The following is a 17172-nucleotide window of genomic DNA, read 5'->3' on the forward strand; positions in this document are numbered from 1 at the left end:
TTTTGTGTTCAATGTTGGTGTTACTTGTTGGCGTAAGTGCCCGGAAGCGCTCGAGCGACTGCACCTGTTACGACCGCTGCAAGAACGACCTTCACTGCGTCACCTGGAATGTAGACCCACATGATCATCAGTGACTCAAGCCATGTACGTCCAGTGACCAGTTTGAATCCAGCAATACCAAAGAGGTACATCACGACAATGCCGCCAACCAGAGCACCAATGCCTGCTGCAATGGTGAGGGAGAATTTACCTGACAGTGAGCGTGTCAGAAGGCCTGCTGTGAACGCAGCAAATGGGAAAGCAAATAGGAAGCCAGCAGTAGGGCCTGCAAAGACGCCAAGACCGCCACGACCACCAGCCAAAAGGTTAGCACCTAGAGCCACGACGACTAGGAACAGAATCATCGATAGAGCACCATTACGTGCGCCCAAAATCGTGCCCGCTAGCATAACGCCCAGCGATTGAGCTGAGATAGGAACACCCGTCGCAAATGGGATTGGCGGGATAAAGCCCAGTGCTGCTAGCAGCGCCGCGAAGATTGCAATTTGAACAACCTGTTTGTCTTTCGTTATTTCACTCACAGTGACTCCTTTTGAGTTGCTTGAAGCCGAAATGGCTCTCTAGTTTTTAATTTTTGGTATGCCGCCACGAGCGGCGACCGCTTCAGCCACCTGGTCAGACATTCTAAGTGCCTGTACCACTAATGGGGCTATAATTTGCCAATAGCGACGTTGTCCACCACGTGCTCGCCATGCCGCTAACAGGGCATGCATAAACGAGACCAACACAGGAACAAACCGTATCAGTAAAGAGAGTGCAAACGCGATTCGTTGGGTCTGAACACCCAGCCATCGAAGTGGCGTTAGCAAAAATTGAAAAACCGCGTTCATCTCATCCATGCGTGTAGTCATGCTGATGGCATTAGCCAGCAGGATAAGCACCAACATGCGACCCAGTAGTATCCAAGCCTCGGCAAGCCCCATGGTCCAATACTGCAAGGCAAAGATTGCCAGCATCATCCAGAACAGCGGTTTCAATAGTTTCAGTTGCGCCAAGCCAGATCTGCCCAAGCTGACGTAAATCCCCAGCGTTACAGCAACGGCTAATGAGATGATTCCTACCTCTTTTACAGGATAGAGCAGTACCGTGGCGATGGCTAAACAGAGGAGCTTTAGCCCGGCCGGCAGACGGTGCAGCCAGGATATTTGTGCAAGGTAGAGACTCATCATGACTCAGCGGTCTTAACAGCATGCTGTTTATAGTCAGTGATCACCTCTTCAGTGGGACCGTCTTTTACGACCCCTTGATCACCTAGCCATACCAGTCGATCAAACCCGTCAAAACCGTCTAGCTCGTGACTGATCATAATGACCTGCTGGGACAGAGTGCTGATCACTTTCTGAAGCTGATATCGAGTGGGTAGATCAAGTGCAGAGAAGGGTTCATCGAAGACAATAACTTTAGGCTTCAATAGGAGTACCGAGAAAATACAGATCAACTGCTTTTGTCCTTCAGAGAGGCTGTGGACCGGAAGATCTTTCCAATCCAGTCGATCGTGCTCTTTTAATAGTGCGAGTGCTTCGGCTTCTGACTCTGACTTATCTTTGCCCTGGTTTTGCAGACCAAAGATCAACTCCTCAAGCACGGTAGGGAAGATCAGTTGGTGATCTGGATTTTGAAATACAAAACCGACTTCAGTCGACATGGCGGCAGGCCCTTTCGATGGGTCTTTGCCGTTGATGCTGATGGTGCCGCTGTCGGCGGTAAGTAAACCGTTAAGCAGGCGAATCAGGCTGCTTTTGCCACTGCCATTAAACCCGATAATACCAATGCGTGACTCATTAAGTGACAGCGTCAGATCATCGAAGATGGTGCGTCCCTCTCTAGTCAGAGTGACGTGACTTAACTCTATGGATGGGGTGTGCATTAATAAAAGGGTATGTAACTTTTCAAAATGTGGACGCAGAGTAGCCTATGCTTTCGAACAAATCCAACCCAAATAGGGCTGTAGTAGAACTACATGCTGGCGATAAAAGTGCCTTAAATCCATTTATCTGGTTATAAGGATGGATAGGATTGTCGACAATATCGCCATAAGTCTTAAATAAATCCCCAATCTTTTCCGGTAAAGTGTCGACAATCTTATTTTAGAAAAGTGCTCATATCGAGCGTCTAAAAATAATCACATCTCGTCAGTTAATGAGGAATGAGTATGTCTTACCTAAGCGAATACACTAAGTCGATTGAGCAACCAGAAGCGTTTTGGGCTGAGAAAGCGGCGGATCTGCCATGGTTTAAAGCACCAAAAACGATTCTTTCGAAAGATGAGAATGGCATCGATCGTTGGTTTGCTGATGGTGAGATGAACACCTCTTACATGGCTGTTGACTACCATGTCGAACAGGGTCGCGGTGATCAAGCGGCTCTACTCTATGATTCACCAGTAACTAACACTAAACGCACTGTGACCTACTCTGAACTGAAAGATCAGGTGTCACGCTTTGCGGGTGTTTTGAAATCTAAAGGGGTCGAGAAGGGCGATCGTGTCGTTATCTACATGCCAATGATTCCTGAAGCCGTGGTTGCCATGCTGGCGGTTGCACGCTTAGGTGCCATCCACTCAGTTGTATTTGGTGGCTTTGCGCCTAACGAGCTTGCTGTACGTATCGATGATGCACAACCTAAGGCGATTGTGACGGCTTCTTGCGGTGTCGAAGTTGCCAAGGTACTTCCTTACAAGCCGATGGTAGATGAAGGGATTAACCTGTCTGAGCATAAGCCGGAGTCTGTTATTGTCTTCCAGCGTGAAGAGGTGACGGCCGAGCTAACGGCTCCACGTGATTGTGACTGGGCTGAAGAGATGGCTAACGCGACGCCAGCAGAGCCAGTGGCGGTTAAAGGTACAGATCCTCTATACATTCTTTACACCTCAGGTACTACGGGCAAACCTAAGGGTGTCGTTCGTGATAATGGTGGTCATGCGACCGCACTGAACTACTCAATGAAAGCGATCTACAACGTGAAAGCGGGTGATGTTTACTGGGCCGCTTCGGATGTAGGTTGGGTTGTTGGTCACTCTTATATTGTTTACGGACCACTTCTGGCTGGCTGTAGTACGATTGTTTATGAAGGTAAGCCGGTTCGTACACCGGACGCTGGCGCTTTCTGGCGTGTCTGTGAAGAGTACAAAGCTAAGATTCTATTTGCTGCACCGACCGCTTTTCGTGCGATTAAGAAGGAAGACCCCGAAGCTCAGGAAGTGGGTAAATACGACCTGTCTGAACTGCAAACTATCTTCATGGCGGGTGAGCGTCTCGATCCACCAACCTATGATTGGACCGTTGAGAAAACCGGTAAACCCGTTATTGATCACTGGTGGCAGACGGAGACCGGTTGGGCGATCTGTGGCAACTTGATGGGTGTCGAGCCGATGCCACCAAAAGCCGGTTCAGCAACGCTGCCAAGCCCAGGCTTTAATGTGCAGATTGTTGACGAAGCGGGTAATGAATTGCCAGCAGGTCAGCAGGGTTCTATAGCTATCAAGCTGCCACTACCACCAAGTTGTCTGCCAACGGTTTGGGGTGACTTCGATCGCTTCAAGTCGGGTTACCTGTCAGATGTTGAAGGTTTCTATACCTCAGGTGACGGTGGTTATAAAGATGAAGATGGCTATGTCTTCATCATGGGTCGTACCGATGATGTGATTAACGTTGCCGGTCACCGTCTATCGACGGGTGAGATGGAAGAGATCGTAGCCGCGCACCCTGCTGTTGCGGAGTGTGCCGTGATCGGTATCTCTGAGCAGCTAAAAGGTCAGGAGCCTGTTGGTCTTGTCATTCTGAAAGACGGAGCTGATATCTCAGATGAGCAACTTTCAGCGGAATTGGTTGCTAATATTCGTAAAGAGATTGGCCCAATCGCCTGTTACAAGCGCACGGCAGTGGTTAAACGTCTGCCTAAAACTCGTTCAGGCAAAATCCTACGTAAGCTACTGCGTCAGATCGCTGATGGTCAAGAGTACACAGTACCTTCAACCATCGATGATCCAGCAAGCTTGCCAGAGATCGAAGGCATCATGCGTGATAATGGAATGATTGCTGGGTAATTGAATTTACCTTGTGAATGAAAAGCGAGCCTTAGGCTCGCTTTTTTGTTTATATTTTTTTCTGAAAGAGCGGATGACAGGCTGAAAGCCAGTCACTGCGACTCCGTAGCTAAGTCTGCACACCGGTGACTGGCTTTAGCCTGTCATCCGCTGTTTGGTTTCAATGTAGACTCAAGAATTGTCTGGAACAGTAGATGACAGACTGAAGTCAGTCACTGGTACTGCGGAAAATAAAACCACGTCAGTTGAATTTAACTCACCTATTCTGTGAAAAAGCCTCTCTTGCTGACTAATACCTTGGTCGAATATATTAGCGCCAACTTAATTAAACAGTGGAGGATGACCTCATGTCACAGATCCTTGATCAAAAAACACTTCTAGAACTTCTAGACAGCAACGACCTAAGCGAGTCAGAAAAGATCGCTCTGGTTGAGTGGAATGCAAAACAGATTCGTCGCTCTGAATTGGCAGCGCTTATTGTTCAGGCTCAGAAAAAAGCGTCCCAAGTGGCTGCACAGGTTGTTAATCATCGCGCTATTCAGCAGGTGTTTAGCTCACCGTTGATGCGTACACAGCACTAATTGATGTCTGGTGCTAGACAATAAAAAACCCCGCTACGGCGGGGTTTTTTTATGGGTCGCTAGTAGCGATTAAGCACGTGGGTGCTTGCGCTTAGGTTCACCAGTGTAAAGCTGGCGTGGACGACCGATCTTGTTCGGGCTTGAGTGGAACTCGTTCCAGTGTGAGATCCATCCAATCGTGCGTGACAGAGCGAAAATAACGGTAAACATAGAGGTAGGGATACCGATCGCTTTCAGGATGATGCCTGAGTAGAAGTCAACGTTAGGGTAGAGTTTACGGCTAACGAAGTATTCATCTTCTAGCGCGATGCGCTCAAGCTCTTTAGCGATGTCTAGCATTGGATCATCCGTGATGCCCAGTTCAGCCAATACTTCATCACAGGTCTGTTTCATAACGCGTGAGCGTGGGTCAAAGTTGCGGTATACGCGGTGACCGAAGCCCATTAGACGGAATGGATCGTTTGGATCTTTTGCTTTCTCGATGAACGCAGGGATGTTCTCAACAGAACCGATCTCAGCAAGCATCTTCAATACAGCTTCATTTGCTCCACCGTGAGCCGGACCCCAAAGTGCTGCGATACCCGCTGCAATACAGGCAAATGGGTTAGCACCTGATGAACCAGCAAGGCGAACAGTTGAGGTAGACGCGTTCTGTTCGTGGTCTGCGTGAAGTGTGAAGATCTTATCCATCGCGCGTGAAAGCACTGGATTGATTTTGTAATCTTCACAAGGTGTCGCAAACATCATGCGTAGGAAGTTATCAGCGTAGCCAAGATCATTACGTGGGTAGATGAATGGCTGACCGATTGAGAATTTGTAACACATCGCCGCTAGCGTAGGCATTTTAGCGATGAGACGGTATGCACAGACTTCGCGGTGGTGAGGATCATTAATGTCCAGTGAGTCGTGGTAGAAAGCGGATAGCGCACCTACGACACCACACATGATCGCCATAGGGTGAGCGTCACGGCGGAAACCGTTGTAGAAAGAGCGAAGCTGCTCATGAACCATAGTGTGTTGGTTCACAGTGTAGTCAAATTTAGCTTTCTGCTCTGGAGTAGGGAGTTCACCATTTAGAAGGAGGTAACACACTTCTAAGTAGTCTGAGTGCTCGGCCAGTTCTTCGATTGGGTAACCGCGGTGAAGAAGAACACCATTAGCGCCGTCAATGTATGTGATTTTTGATTCACAAGAGGCTGTTGATACAAAACCTGGGTCGTAAGTAAACAGGCCTTCACCTGTTAGTGGGCGAACGTCAACAACATCTGGACCTTCTGTGCCGTGATAAACCGGCAGTTCGATCTCTTTATCTACACCGTCTACTACGAGACGAGCTTTCTTATCAGCCATGGTTGGCTCCTATCTATTTCCGTTACTGCTTAATATGGGTATTTAAGCATCTTAGAGGTCTTCTGAGGTTGGCTCAGAACTCTTTAAGGCCTGATCACTATAGTGAGCCCAAAGTGATTGTCAATCGTCAATTGTTGCAGTGCAAAAGCTATAAAGTAAGGACAAAAAGCTATAAGTCGAATTTATGCGCTCTGGCGTATGAATCGCGTCGGAACTGTACATGGCCCTATTAAACCATTGGCTAATAGGGCCTTAGATTGATTGTCAAAAGCCTATCAATTGTTATAATCAGCCTCCGAAAATTGCGCGCTGCAATATGTGAATATTCATATGAATATTTGTCATAAACGTGCAGTTTTAATCGTCGTCCTGAGTAGTTGACTCTGTCACTACCGAATCAGGTACTTACTAGTAAACGAGGCCCCGGAGAGGGCACATAAGTGTGAACTAGAGCCGTGAACAAAAAACGACCTGTAAATCTCGATTTGAGAACCATTAAGCAGCCTCTACCGGCTGTGACTTCAATTCTGCACCGTGTCACTGGTCTGATTCTATTTGTCGGTACCATTTTCATGATGTACGCACTGAGCCTTTCTCTTGAGTCTCAAGAGGGTTTTGATGCAGCAGCTGCACTTCTAACAGAATCATTCATTGCCAAGTTCATCGCTTGGGGTCTGTTGTCTGCACTTCTGTACCACTTCTTCGCAGGTATCAAGCACCTTGTTATGGATGCGGGTTACTGTGAAGAGATTGAATCTGGCAATGCGGCTGCGAAAGCAACGCTTGCGATTTCAGCTATCTCCATTGTGCTAGCAGGAGTTTGGGTATGGTAACTTCGGTAACAAGCTTTGGCCGTAGCGGCCTTTACGATTGGATGATGCAGCGCGTAACTGCGGTTGTCCTTGCAGCTTACACGATCTTCATGATCGGCTACATGCTGCTTAACCCTGAACTAGATTACAACCAGTGGTCAGCACTGTTTGAAGGTACTGCAATGCGTATCTTCACACTGTTAACACTGCTTTCATTGGTTGCGCATGCTTGGATCGGTATGTGGTCAATTTCTACCGACTACATTAAACCAACTGGCATTCGTTTCGTATTCCAATCTGCCTGTGGCCTGCTCGCGTTTGTTTACGTGGTGTGGGGTATTCAGATTCTTTGGGGGGTTTAATAGATGTCTAAGCTACGTACGCTTACATTTGATGCAATTGTTGTCGGCGGTGGCGGTGCAGGTATGCGCGCAGCCCTTCAACTTGCACAGTCAGGTTTAAACACTGCGTGTGTTACAAAAGTATTCCCAACACGTTCACACACAGTATCTGCACAGGGTGGTATTACTTGTGCAATCGCGAGTGCGGATCCAAACGACGATTGGCGCTGGCACATGTACGATACCGTTAAAGGTTCTGACTACATCGGTGACCAAGACGCGATCGAATACATGTGTTCTGTAGGTCCACGTGCGGTATTCGAACTTGACCACATGGGTCTTCCTTTCTCTCGCACAGAGACAGGTCGTATCTACCAGCGTCCATTTGGTGGTCAATCTAAGAACTTCGGTGAAGGTGGTCAGGCTGCTCGTACTTGTGCTGCGGCAGACCGTACAGGTCACGCACTGCTTCACACGCTATACCAAGCAAACATGAAGTCAGGTACAACTTTCCTAAACGAGTGGTTTGCAGTCGATCTTGTTAAAAATGCAGACGGCGCGGTTGTCGGTTGTATTGCGATCTGTATCGAAACAGGTGAAACCGTTTACATTAAAGCGAAAGCGACTGTATTGGCTACTGGCGGTGCAGGTCGTATCTACGCATCGACTACCAACGCTTTGATCAACACTGGTGACGGCATGGGTATGGCACTTCGTGCCGGCATTGCTGCGCAAGACATGGAGATGTGGCAGTTCCACCCAACCGGTATTGCGGGTGCAGGTACGCTGGTAACTGAAGGTTGTCGTGGTGAAGGTGGCTACCTAGTTAATAAAGACGGCGAGCGCTTCATGGAGCGTTACGCTCCTAATGCGAAAGACCTTGCCGGTCGTGACGTTGTTGCGCGCTCAATGATCCTAGAGATCCTTGAAGGCCGTGGCTGTGGTCCAGACGGCGATCACGTCTACTTGAAGCTTGATCACCTAGGTGAAGAGGTTCTTCACTCACGTCTACCAGGTATCTGTGAGCTTTCAATGACATTCGCAGCAGCTGATCCTGTGAAAGAGCCAATTCCAGTGGTGCCAACCTGTCACTACATGATGGGTGGTGTGACCACTAACATCGGTGGTCAGGTGATTAACCCAGATCCTGAATCAGGTGAAGATAAGATCGTTGAAGGTCTATTCGCTTGTGGTGAGGTTGCTTGTGTATCGGTACACGGTGCTAACCGTCTAGGTGGTAACTCACTACTAGACTTGGTTGTCTTCGGTCGTGCTGCAGGTCTTCAGATCGAACAGCAGATGCGCGAAGGCTACGAAGTTAAAGACGCTACTGAAGAAGAGATCGAGGCAGCAATGGCTCGTCTAAACCGTCTAAATAACTCGACTGGCGGTGAGAAGGTTGCGGATATTCGTAAAGATCTTCAGCAGTGCATGCAGCTCTACTTCGGTGTATTCCGCGACGGCGATGCGATGCAGGAAGGTTTGACTAAGCTTAAGGCAATCCGTGAGCGTGTAGCGAACGTATATCTTGAAGATAAGACTGGGTCATTCAACACTGCACGTCTTGAAGCGCTTGAGCTTGAGAACTTAATGGAAGTGGCTGAGGCAACTGCCATTGCTGCATACGAGCGTAAAGAGTCTCGTGGTGCGCATGCTCGTAACGACTTTACTGAGCGTGATGATGAAAACTGGTTGTGTCACTCAGTTTACTACCCACAAACGAAAACGCTGGGCAAACGTGCCGTGAACTTCGCTCCGAAGACCATGGAAGCGTTCCCACCTAAAGTTCGTACATATTAAGGAGTCGTTACGATGCTAGTAAGTGTTTATCGTTACAACCCTGAGATTGATGATGCTCCCTACATGCAGGATATCCAGATCGATATCCCTGGTGGCAAGGACATCATGGTGTTGGATCTTCTACACCTTCTCAAAGAGAAAGATACATCAATGACATTCCGTCGTTCTTGTCGTGAGGGCGTATGTGGCTCTGACGGTTTGAACATGAACGGTAAGAATGGTCTTGCGTGTATTACCCCTCTTTCTGAAGTGGTTAAGAACGACAAGCTGGTTCTTCGTCCACTTCCAGGTCTTCCGGTTATCCGTGACTTGGTTGTCGATATGGGTCAGTTCTACAAGCAGTACGAGAAGATCAAACCATTCTTGATCAACGATACTCCGGCTCCAGCGATCGAGCGCCTGCAGACTCCTGAAGAGCGTGCAGAGCTAGATGGCCTTTACGAGTGTATCCTCTGTGCTTGTTGTTCAACCTCTTGTCCGTCGTTCTGGTGGAATCCAGATAAGTTTGTCGGCCCATCAGGTCTTCTACAGGCTTACCGTTTCCTAGCGGACAGCCGCGATACAGCGACTAACGAGCGTCTTGCAGAGCTAGATGATCCATTCAGCGTATTCCGCTGCCACGGCATCATGAACTGTGTGAATGTATGTCCTAAAGGTCTAAACCCAACCAAAGCGATTGGTAAGATCCGTAACATGCTGATATCACGCGCAACCTAAGATTAGGTTGAAGCTCAAAAAAAACCCGCCTTGGCGGGTTTTTTTGTGTTTGCTATAAAGTGTCTGGAAAACGCTGTTGGAGCCGATGACTGGCTGAAGGCCAGTCACGGCAGCTCCGTAGTTAGGTCTCTTTACTGGTGACAGGCTGAAGCCAGTCACCGTCACTCCGTAGATAAGGTTGTGCATTGGTGACAGGCCTTCAGCCTGTCATCCGCTGCCAGATTACCCTCCAAACTCTTGATACAGATACAACACCCCAAAACAGACCGGCATCATCACCAAGGCAAAGGGCAGGTTAGCTTTTAGGAGGTCTCTGGCCCTTACCCCATAGCGCGCCTGAAGCAGTATCTGGTTTCCGGCAAGTGGTGACAGAGTCACTCCCATGGACCATGAGAAGAGAAGGGTGATTCCCAGTAAATTATGGTCGGTTGCTACAGGCAGTAGCAGAGCGCCTGCTATTAGATTGCTGGTCACAGGGTGAACGCCAATCATTGATAATCCCACCAAAAAAGTGAGCGTTATTGTGGCTTCTGAAAATCCAAAGGTGTCGGGGGTTAGGTCAGCTCCTGTTGCGTTGATCACAGCGCTAAAGCCTGTCGCTAGAACGGATGCAGCGACAAACAGTGATACTTCCCCTGATGAGCCGTTAAGCCCTTCAAAAACATGAGATTTAAAGGCTTGGCTTTTACCGATCATGGGCGCAATGAGTAGTGCAGCCAAAATGCTAAGCAGAGAGACTTGAAGAATGACTGATGTGTTTGGATACCAGTAGTGTGTCAATAATACAGTCGTAGCCAATCCGACAGGTAGAGCGAGACTGTTGATTGATAAGGGATAGCCAATAAAGGGTGAATATTCACTCTTCTTAGCTATCTGCAGGTAGGTGAACAGAAGGGCGATAGCCGTGCTGGGCAATCCCCAGATCACCAGTGTGAATAGTTGGGCGTCTGGTGCGCTTATCAGTGTGACACCCATTGCTGCAAAGAAAGGTGACCAAAAAGCGCACAATCCAAACGCGCGGGCAATGACAACCCCCTGAGCGGCATTAAGCTCGCCCGAGCGTTGAATACGATCGGCAACGATTTGTGAAGCTGAGATGTTTATGATCGATGCAATGGCGTGCGTGCCGAGCAGCGTTTTCAGAATAGAGACGTTGCCAGTGCTTGTCTGCTCATCACTTCTAATATGGGTAATAACCCTTAAAAATGAGACGGCTACTAGCAGTGCGATAATCAGTTGGTTGGCTTTTAGTAGTGTCAAAAGATCAATCGAATATGGATTGATGACAGCTGCAAGCGCAATCAATACTCCCCCTATTACTAGAAGGGTGCCTATTTGGCGTTTCTGCTTAGGCTTTAAATGTCCAAATCTAAAGCCTAGGTAACTCCAAATCAAAATTCCGGCAGCATAGGATAGGTCTGCAATCCCAAATTCGGTGATAAGGGTGAGTAGTGTAGCTAGAGCCAAGGATGGGCTGGTAAGGCGTTGTGTGATGTTCAATGTAGGAAGTGTCATTTCATTTAGACTAAAGTGTATAAAATAGTTTAAAAAGCTCTTACTTAATAGCCTAAAAGAACTAAAAACGGCTGTTAAAAGCCCGTAGAATTAACTTATTCCAAAACGCGATAAAACATTGATTACTTTAGTATTAAATCGCTAAAACTGCGGTGTTCAGGGTTGAATAAAAGGCGTAAACTACGCGAGTTTTATTTGGTTGCAACACCGAATAATGCGCTGAAAAATGGAAATTAGAAGCATAAGGGCGATGGATGAAGAGGCTTCACAAGAGCTTCGGAGGTCCCGTACCCCACAACGAGGGTAAATATATAATGCAAGACGGTCTGATGGAGCAGCTGTGGAAGAATGCTCATCTATACGGCGGCAACCTCTCTTACGTAGAACAGCTATACGAAACGTACCTTTTAGATCCAAACTCCGTTCCCCCAGAGTGGCGTGAAGAGTTTGATAAACTCCCTAAAGTCGGTGAAAACATTACTCCTGATGTTCCTCTTGCACCGATTCGTGAACATTTCCAATACATTGCTAAGAATCAAAAACGTGCACAGCCTGCAGCGGTATCTTCTGTCAGCTCTGAACACGAGCGTAAGCAAGTTCGCGCGCTGGCCCTTTTTGATGCTTACCGCATGCGTGGACACCAGATCGCTAAGATCGACCCACTGAATCTGCTAGAACGTGCAGAAGTGGCCGACCTTAATCTGCGCTACCACGAACTTTCAGAAGCGGATTTTGATACAACTTTCCAACTCGGTAGTCTGCAGTTTGGCCGCGAAGAGGCGACACTGCGTGAGATCCTTCAGGATCTTCAAGAGACGTACTGCAGTTCGGTAGGTTCTGAGTACATGCACATTGTGAACACTGAAGAGCGTCTATGGCTTCAGTCTCGCATTGAGCCAACCCGTGCACACCCAACGGTTGAGCCTGAGAAGAAACTCATGGTCCTAGAGCGCCTGACGGCAGCTGAAGGTCTAGAGAAGTACCTTGGCTCCCGCTTTGCTGGTGCTAAACGATTTGGTCTTGAGGGTGGTGAATCTCTGATCGTCTCTTTGAATACTCTGATCCAGCGTGCTGGTAAGCAGGGTGCTAAAGAGGTTGTGATCGGCATGGCACACCGCGGTCGTCTTAATACACTGGTTAACATCTTCGGTAAAAACCCGGCTGACCTGTTCGGTGAGTTCGAAGGTAAGAAGCTGGTTGATTCATCGGGTGACGTTAAATACCACCAGGGCTTCTCATCGAACGTCAATACTGACGGTGGTGAGGTGCACATTGCGATGGCATTCAACCCATCTCACCTTGAGATCGTAGCGCCAGTGGTTGAAGGTTCAGTTCGTGCCCGTCAGGATCGTCGTGAAGATCCAGTCGGTAATACGGTAGTTCCTGTTAACATCCACGGTGATGCAGCCTTTGCTGGTCAGGGTGTTGTTATGGAGACATTCCAGATGTCTCAGACACGCGCTTACAAGACAGGTGGTACAATCCACATCGTGATCAACAACCAAGTTGGCTTTACGACCTCTAAGCAAGAGGACGCTCGCTCTACAGATTACTGTACCGACGTTGCTAAGATGATCGAAGCGCCAATCTTCCACGTTAACGGCGACGACCCAGAAGCGGTTCGTTTCGTGACACAGTTGGCGGTTGATTACCGTAACGAATTTAAGAAAGACGTTGTTATCGATCTAGTCTGTTACCGTCGTCGCGGTCACAACGAGGCGGATGAGCCAAGCGGTACTCAACCGTTGATGTACGACGTCATCAAAAAGCAGAAGACCACACGCGATCTATACGCAACTAAGCTGATCGAAGAGGGTGTAATCACTGCTGAACAGAGCAAAGAGATGGAAAAGTCTTACCGTGCGGCGCTAGAAAATGGCGAACACGTTGCTCACTCTCTTGTGCTTGAACCAAACACTAAGATGTTTGTCGATTGGGCGCCTTACCTTGGTCACCAATGGTCGTTTGAGTGTGATACTCGTGTCGACATCAAAGTGCTTCAAGAGCTTGCGGCGAACATTGCTGAAACCCCTGAGCACTTCAGCGTGCAGCGTCAGGTTTCTAAGATCTATGACGACCGTAAGCGTATGGCAGCCGGTGCAATGGCCGCTAACTGGGGCTTTGCAGAGACATTGGCCTACGCGTCAATTCTTGCAGAGGGTCACCCAGTCCGTTTGACGGGTCAGGATGTCGGTCGTGGTACCTTCTCACACCGTCACGCGGTTCTGCATGATCAGAAAGATGCGACGACTTACGTACCCCTTCAGAACATGGATAAGGATCAACCAAAATTCACGATCCACGATTCATACCTGTCTGAAGAGGCGGTATTGGCATTCGAATACGGTTACGCAACCACGACACCAAACTCGTTGGTGATCTGGGAAGCGCAGTTCGGTGATTTCGCCAATGGTGCTCAGGTCGTGATCGATCAGTTCATCACATCAGGCGAAGCGAAATGGCAGCGTCTATGTGGTCTGACAATGTTGCTACCTCACGGCTTTGAAGGTCAGGGTCCAGAGCACTCGTCTGCTCGTTTGGAACGCTACCTACAGCTCTGTGCTGAGCACAACATTCAGGTTGTTGTCCCTACAACTCCATCGCAGATCTTCCACCTACTGCGTCGTCAGGTGGTTCGCCCACTTCGCAAACCGTTGGTGGTCATGACGCCGAAGTCTCTGCTTCGTCACAAGCAGGCGATCTCTACTCTAGAAGAGCTGGCGGATGGCACATTCCAACCGGTTATTGGTGAAGTGGATCAGCTTGATAAGTCGAAAGTGAATCGTGTTGTGATGTGTAGCGGTAAGGTTTACTACGACCTATACAACCGTCGCGAAGAGCTAGAGAAGCAGAATGTTGCGATCGTTCGTATTGAGCAACTCTACCCATTCCCAGAGGCGGATCTGGTAGATGAGTTGAGCCAATACCCTAATCTTGAATCGGTTGTTTGGTGTCAGGAAGAGCCAATGAACCAGGGCGCTTGGTACTGCAGTCAGCACCACATGCGCAACGCTCTACGTAAAGTGAAGCCAGAGATTCACCTAGACGGTGTGGGTCGTCCACACGCTGCAGCGCCTGCAGTAGGTTACATCTCTGTTCACGTTGAGCAGCAAGAGAAATTGGTTAACGACGCCCTAAACGGTTAATAAAGAATTCGTTCGTACGACGAGCAGAAGGCAAGAAAGGAAAAATCATGTCAATCGAAATTAAAGCACCTACGTTTCCAGAATCAGTAGCAGACGGAACTGTTGCAACTTGGCACAAGCAGCCAGGTGAAGCGGTTTCTGCCGATGAACTTATTGTCGACATCGAAACCGATAAAGTGGTTCTTGAAGTTGTCGCTCCAGCCGACGGTGTGATCACTGAAGTCCTAAAAGGCGAAGGTGAAACGGTTCTTAGCGAAGAGATTCTTGCTAAGTTTGAAGCGGGTGCAGCCGGTGCAGCAGCTCCAGCAGCAGAAGCAGCGACTGAAGCGGCTCCAGCAGGTGACGCTGAGAAGGTAGGCCCAGCCGCTCGTAAACTGATTGATGAGAACGGTCTTGATGCTAGCCAGATCCCTGGCACGGGTAAAAACGGTGGCATCACTAAAGAAGACGTAATGAACTTCATGGCGAACAAGCCGGCTTCTGCTCCTGCTGCAGCAGCACCTGCAGCCGCTCCTGCTGCAGCCCAGCCAGCGGTATCGGTGAACGTTCCAGCAGGTGAGCGTGTTGAGAAACGCGTTCCAATGACTCGTCTACGTGCAACCATCGCTAAGCGTCTAGTAGAAGCGCAGCAGAATGCAGCGATGCTAACAACGTACAACGAAGTGAACATGAAGCCTGTCATGGAACTTCGTAAACAGTACAAAGATCTGTTTGAGAAGACTCACAACGGTACACGTCTAGGCTTTATGTCGTTCTTCGTTAAAGCGGCGACTGAAGCACTAAAACGCTTCCCAGCGGTTAACGCATCCATCGACGGTAACGATATGGTTTATCACGGTTACCAAGATATTGGTGTCGCTGTATCGACTGATCGTGGCCTAATGGTGCCAGTATTGCGCGATACGGATGCGATGAGCCTTGCAGAAGTAGAAGGCACTATTGCAGACTTCGGTAAGCGCGGTCGTGAAGGTAAGCTTGGCATGGAAGACATGCAGGGCGGTACATTCACAATCACCAATGGCGGTGTATTCGGCTCATTGATGTCGACACCGATCCTTAACCCACCACAGACAGCTATCTTGGGTATGCACAAGATCCAAGAGCGTCCAATGGCGGTGAATGGTCAGGTTGAAATCCTACCAATGATGTACCTAGCACTCTCTTACGACCACCGTATGATCGATGGTAAAGAGGCTGTACAGTTCCTTGTAACAATTAAGGACCTGCTGGAAGATCCAGCGCGCATGCTCCTAGACGTTTAATGCGAATCGCATTCTAGGAATCTTTAAAAAGTTACTGAGATAGGAAAGAGTAATGTCTGATAAGTTTGACGTAATTGTAATCGGTGCTGGCCCTGGCGGTTACGTAGCAGCGATTCGTGCAGCACAGCTTGGTTTGAAAACAGCCTGTGTTGAAAAGTGGATTGATGAGAAGGGCGGTACTGTCCTAGGTGGTACCTGTCTAAACGTAGGTTGTATCCCATCGAAAGCGATGCTTGAAACAACTCACAAACTTCACGAGGCTCAACACGGCTTCGCGGCTCAGGGTATCGTTGCTGAAAACGTATCGATCGACCCTAAAGCGATGGTTGCTCGTAAAAATGGCATTGTTAAGAACCTAACTGGCGGTATCGCAGGTCTGTTCAAAGCGAACGGTGTCACAACCCTTGCTGGTACAGGTAAACTGCTAGCGGGTAAGCAGGTTGAAGTGACCGCTGCTGACGGTTCTGTCTCTACTTACCAAGCTGACAACGTGATCCTTGCATCAGGTTCTGTCCCTGTAGAGATCCCACCAGCACCTCTGACAGAGGGTCTAATCCTAGACAACGCAGGTGCGTTGGATATCGATGAAACCCCCGAGCACCTGGGTATCATCGGTGCCGGTGTTATCGGTCTAGAGATGGGTTCTATCTGGGCTCGTTGTGGCTCTAAAGTGACCGTTCTAGAAGCGATGGATGACTTCCTAGCCCTAGCGGACCAAGACCTAGCGAAAGAGGCTAAAAAGCTTCTAACCAAACAGGGTCTGGACATCAAGCTGGGTGCACGTTGTACTGGCACTGAGATCGTTGATGGTAAAGCAGTAAAAGTTAAATACACCGATTCAGAAGGCGATAAAGAGCTTGTTGTTGATAAGCTGATTGTTGCTGTCGGCCGCCGTCCACAAACCAACGGTCTTCTAGCTGAAGACTCAGGTGTCTCTTTGGATGAGCGCGGCTTCATCTTCGTTGACGAAAACTGTCGTACCGGTGCACCAGGCGTTTACGCAATTGGTGACTCAGTACGTGGCCCGATGCTTGCACACAAAGCATCAGAAGAGGGCATCATGGTTGCAGACATCATTGCAGGCCACAAAGCGGCAATGAACTACGACTGCATTCCTAACATCATCTACACTTTCCCTGAGTTGGCTTGGGTCGGTAAGACCGAACAGCAGCTTAAGGCGGAAGGTATCAAATACAAGAGTGGCAAATTCCCATTCGCAGCGTCTGGCCGTGCCATGGCAGCGAATGCGACAGAGGGCTTCGTTAAGATGCTCGCTGATGAAGCTACCGACCGTATTCTTGGTGTACACATCGTTGGTGGTATCGCCTCTGAGCTGATCGCTCAGGGTGTTATCGCAATGGAATTTGCATCAAGCGCGGAAGATCTGCAGTTGACCGTATTTGCTCACCCAACCGTGAGTGAAGCGATCCACGAAGCAGCTCTAGCTGTGGATAATCACGCTATCCACATTGCGAATCGCAAAAAGCGTTAATCGCGGAACAGAGAGCGCTTCAGGTCAAAAGCTTGAAGCGCTTTTGTTCAG

14 protein-coding genes are annotated in these 17172 nt (G+C 48.8%); 9 read left to right on the forward strand and 5 right to left on the reverse strand.

Features of this window, described 5'->3' with window-relative positions; genetic code table 11:
- Positions 1-20 precede the first annotated feature (20 nt).
- The 3 genes from XMM383_RS00635 to XMM383_RS00645 are packed head-to-tail and all read right to left on the reverse strand — an operon-like array spanning position 21 to position 1927.
- Positions 21-581: a biotin transporter BioY gene (locus XMM383_RS00635; protein ID WP_371731723.1), complete on the reverse strand. Its 561-nt coding sequence runs from the start codon at positions 579-581 to the stop codon at positions 21-23.
- A 39-nt stretch (positions 582-620) separates the two neighbouring features.
- Positions 621-1229, reverse strand: a complete 609-nt coding sequence (locus XMM383_RS00640; protein WP_173483192.1) for an energy-coupling factor transporter transmembrane protein EcfT — start codon at positions 1227-1229, stop codon at positions 621-623.
- Positions 1226-1927: an energy-coupling factor ABC transporter ATP-binding protein gene (locus XMM383_RS00645; protein ID WP_173483191.1), complete on the reverse strand. Its 702-nt coding sequence runs from the start codon at positions 1925-1927 to the stop codon at positions 1226-1228. The genes XMM383_RS00640 and XMM383_RS00645 overlap by 4 nt, the downstream gene beginning before the upstream one ends.
- A 285-nt stretch (positions 1928-2212) precedes the next feature.
- On the opposite strand from XMM383_RS00645, the gene XMM383_RS00650 reads away from it, so the two are divergent.
- Positions 2213-4105 carry a propionyl-CoA synthetase gene (locus tag XMM383_RS00650; RefSeq protein ID WP_173494337.1) on the forward strand — a complete coding sequence of 631 codons (1893 nt, stop codon included), beginning with the start codon at positions 2213-2215 and terminating at the stop codon, positions 4103-4105.
- 347 nt (positions 4106-4452) lie between these two features.
- Positions 4453-4686 carry a hypothetical protein gene (locus XMM383_RS00655; RefSeq protein ID WP_173494338.1) on the forward strand — a complete coding sequence of 78 codons (234 nt, stop codon included), beginning with the start codon at positions 4453-4455 and terminating at the stop codon, positions 4684-4686.
- A 69-nt stretch (positions 4687-4755) separates the two neighbouring features.
- On the opposite strand, the gene gltA is transcribed toward XMM383_RS00655, so the two are convergent.
- Entirely contained in the window at positions 4756-6036 is a 1281-nt protein-coding gene (gltA, locus tag XMM383_RS00660) for a citrate synthase (RefSeq protein ID WP_173494339.1), read from the reverse strand.
- Positions 6037-6491: 455 nt separating this feature from the next.
- On the opposite strand from gltA, the gene sdhC reads away from it, so the two are divergent.
- The 4 genes from sdhC to XMM383_RS00680 are packed head-to-tail and all read left to right on the forward strand — an operon-like array spanning position 6492 to position 9706.
- On the forward strand, positions 6492-6869 hold the full coding sequence (gene sdhC, locus XMM383_RS00665) for a succinate dehydrogenase, cytochrome b556 subunit (protein ID WP_173481578.1): 378 nt from the start codon (positions 6492-6494) through the stop codon (positions 6867-6869).
- Positions 6863-7210 (forward strand): succinate dehydrogenase, hydrophobic membrane anchor protein, encoded by a 348-nt coding sequence (gene sdhD / locus XMM383_RS00670; protein ID WP_173481577.1) that lies wholly within the window; start codon positions 6863-6865, stop codon positions 7208-7210. The genes sdhC and sdhD overlap by 7 nt, the downstream gene beginning before the upstream one ends.
- 3 nt (positions 7211-7213) lie before the next feature.
- Positions 7214-8989: a succinate dehydrogenase flavoprotein subunit gene (gene sdhA / locus XMM383_RS00675; RefSeq protein WP_173481576.1), complete on the forward strand. Its 1776-nt coding sequence runs from the start codon at positions 7214-7216 to the stop codon at positions 8987-8989.
- Between the two features lie 12 nt (positions 8990-9001).
- A complete protein-coding gene (locus tag XMM383_RS00680; protein ID WP_173481575.1) occupies positions 9002-9706 on the forward strand; it encodes a succinate dehydrogenase iron-sulfur subunit in 705 nt (234 codons plus the stop codon).
- A gap of 222 nt (positions 9707-9928) precedes the next feature.
- On the opposite strand, the gene XMM383_RS00685 is transcribed toward XMM383_RS00680, so the two are convergent.
- A complete protein-coding gene (locus XMM383_RS00685) occupies positions 9929-11221 on the reverse strand; it encodes a hypothetical protein (protein WP_173494340.1) in 1293 nt (430 codons plus the stop codon).
- Between the two features lie 314 nt (positions 11222-11535).
- Here XMM383_RS00685 and XMM383_RS00690 point away from each other — a divergent pair, with 314 nt between their 5' ends.
- From XMM383_RS00690 to lpdA, 3 genes are read left to right on the forward strand one after another with little or no spacing between them, the layout of a single operon-like run.
- Positions 11536-14367: a 2-oxoglutarate dehydrogenase E1 component gene (locus XMM383_RS00690; RefSeq protein WP_173489104.1), complete on the forward strand. Its 2832-nt coding sequence runs from the start codon at positions 11536-11538 to the stop codon at positions 14365-14367.
- Positions 14368-14414: 47 nt separating this feature from the next.
- Positions 14415-15629 carry a 2-oxoglutarate dehydrogenase complex dihydrolipoyllysine-residue succinyltransferase gene (odhB, locus tag XMM383_RS00695; RefSeq protein ID WP_173481573.1) on the forward strand — a complete coding sequence of 405 codons (1215 nt, stop codon included), beginning with the start codon at positions 14415-14417 and terminating at the stop codon, positions 15627-15629.
- 52 nt (positions 15630-15681) lie between these two features.
- Positions 15682-17121: a dihydrolipoyl dehydrogenase gene (gene lpdA / locus XMM383_RS00700; protein WP_173483186.1), complete on the forward strand. Its 1440-nt coding sequence runs from the start codon at positions 15682-15684 to the stop codon at positions 17119-17121.
- Positions 17122-17172 lie beyond the last annotated feature (51 nt).

The sequence above is a fragment of the Marinobacterium sp. xm-m-383 genome (assembly GCF_013283255.1).
In the GTDB taxonomy this organism is placed as follows: domain Bacteria; phylum Pseudomonadota; class Gammaproteobacteria; order Pseudomonadales; family Balneatricaceae; genus Marinobacterium_E.

Excerpts from the sequence above, each read along its gene's own strand:
- sdhA (WP_173481576.1), top strand. The coding sequence starts at position 7,214 with ATGTCTAAGCTACGTACGCTTACATTTGATGCAATTGTTGTCGGCGGT.
- XMM383_RS00640 (WP_173483192.1), bottom strand. The coding sequence starts at position 1,229 with ATGATGAGTCTCTACCTTGCACAAATATCCTGGCTGCACCGTCTGCCG.
- XMM383_RS00685 (WP_173494340.1), bottom strand. The coding sequence starts at position 11,221 with ATGACACTTCCTACATTGAACATCACACAACGCCTTACCAGCCCATCC.
- gltA (WP_173494339.1), bottom strand. The coding sequence starts at position 6,036 with ATGGCTGATAAGAAAGCTCGTCTCGTAGTAGACGGTGTAGATAAAGAG.
- odhB (WP_173481573.1), top strand. The coding sequence starts at position 14,415 with ATGTCAATCGAAATTAAAGCACCTACGTTTCCAGAATCAGTAGCAGAC.
- XMM383_RS00680 (WP_173481575.1), top strand. The coding sequence starts at position 9,002 with ATGCTAGTAAGTGTTTATCGTTACAACCCTGAGATTGATGATGCTCCC.
- lpdA (WP_173483186.1), top strand. The coding sequence starts at position 15,682 with ATGTCTGATAAGTTTGACGTAATTGTAATCGGTGCTGGCCCTGGCGGT.
- XMM383_RS00650 (WP_173494337.1), top strand. The coding sequence starts at position 2,213 with ATGTCTTACCTAAGCGAATACACTAAGTCGATTGAGCAACCAGAAGCG.
- XMM383_RS00690 (WP_173489104.1), top strand. The coding sequence starts at position 11,536 with ATGCAAGACGGTCTGATGGAGCAGCTGTGGAAGAATGCTCATCTATAC.
- XMM383_RS00655 (WP_173494338.1), top strand. The coding sequence starts at position 4,453 with ATGTCACAGATCCTTGATCAAAAAACACTTCTAGAACTTCTAGACAGC.
- XMM383_RS00645 (WP_173483191.1), bottom strand. The coding sequence starts at position 1,927 with ATGCACACCCCATCCATAGAGTTAAGTCACGTCACTCTGACTAGAGAG.
- sdhD (WP_173481577.1), top strand. The coding sequence starts at position 6,863 with ATGGTAACTTCGGTAACAAGCTTTGGCCGTAGCGGCCTTTACGATTGG.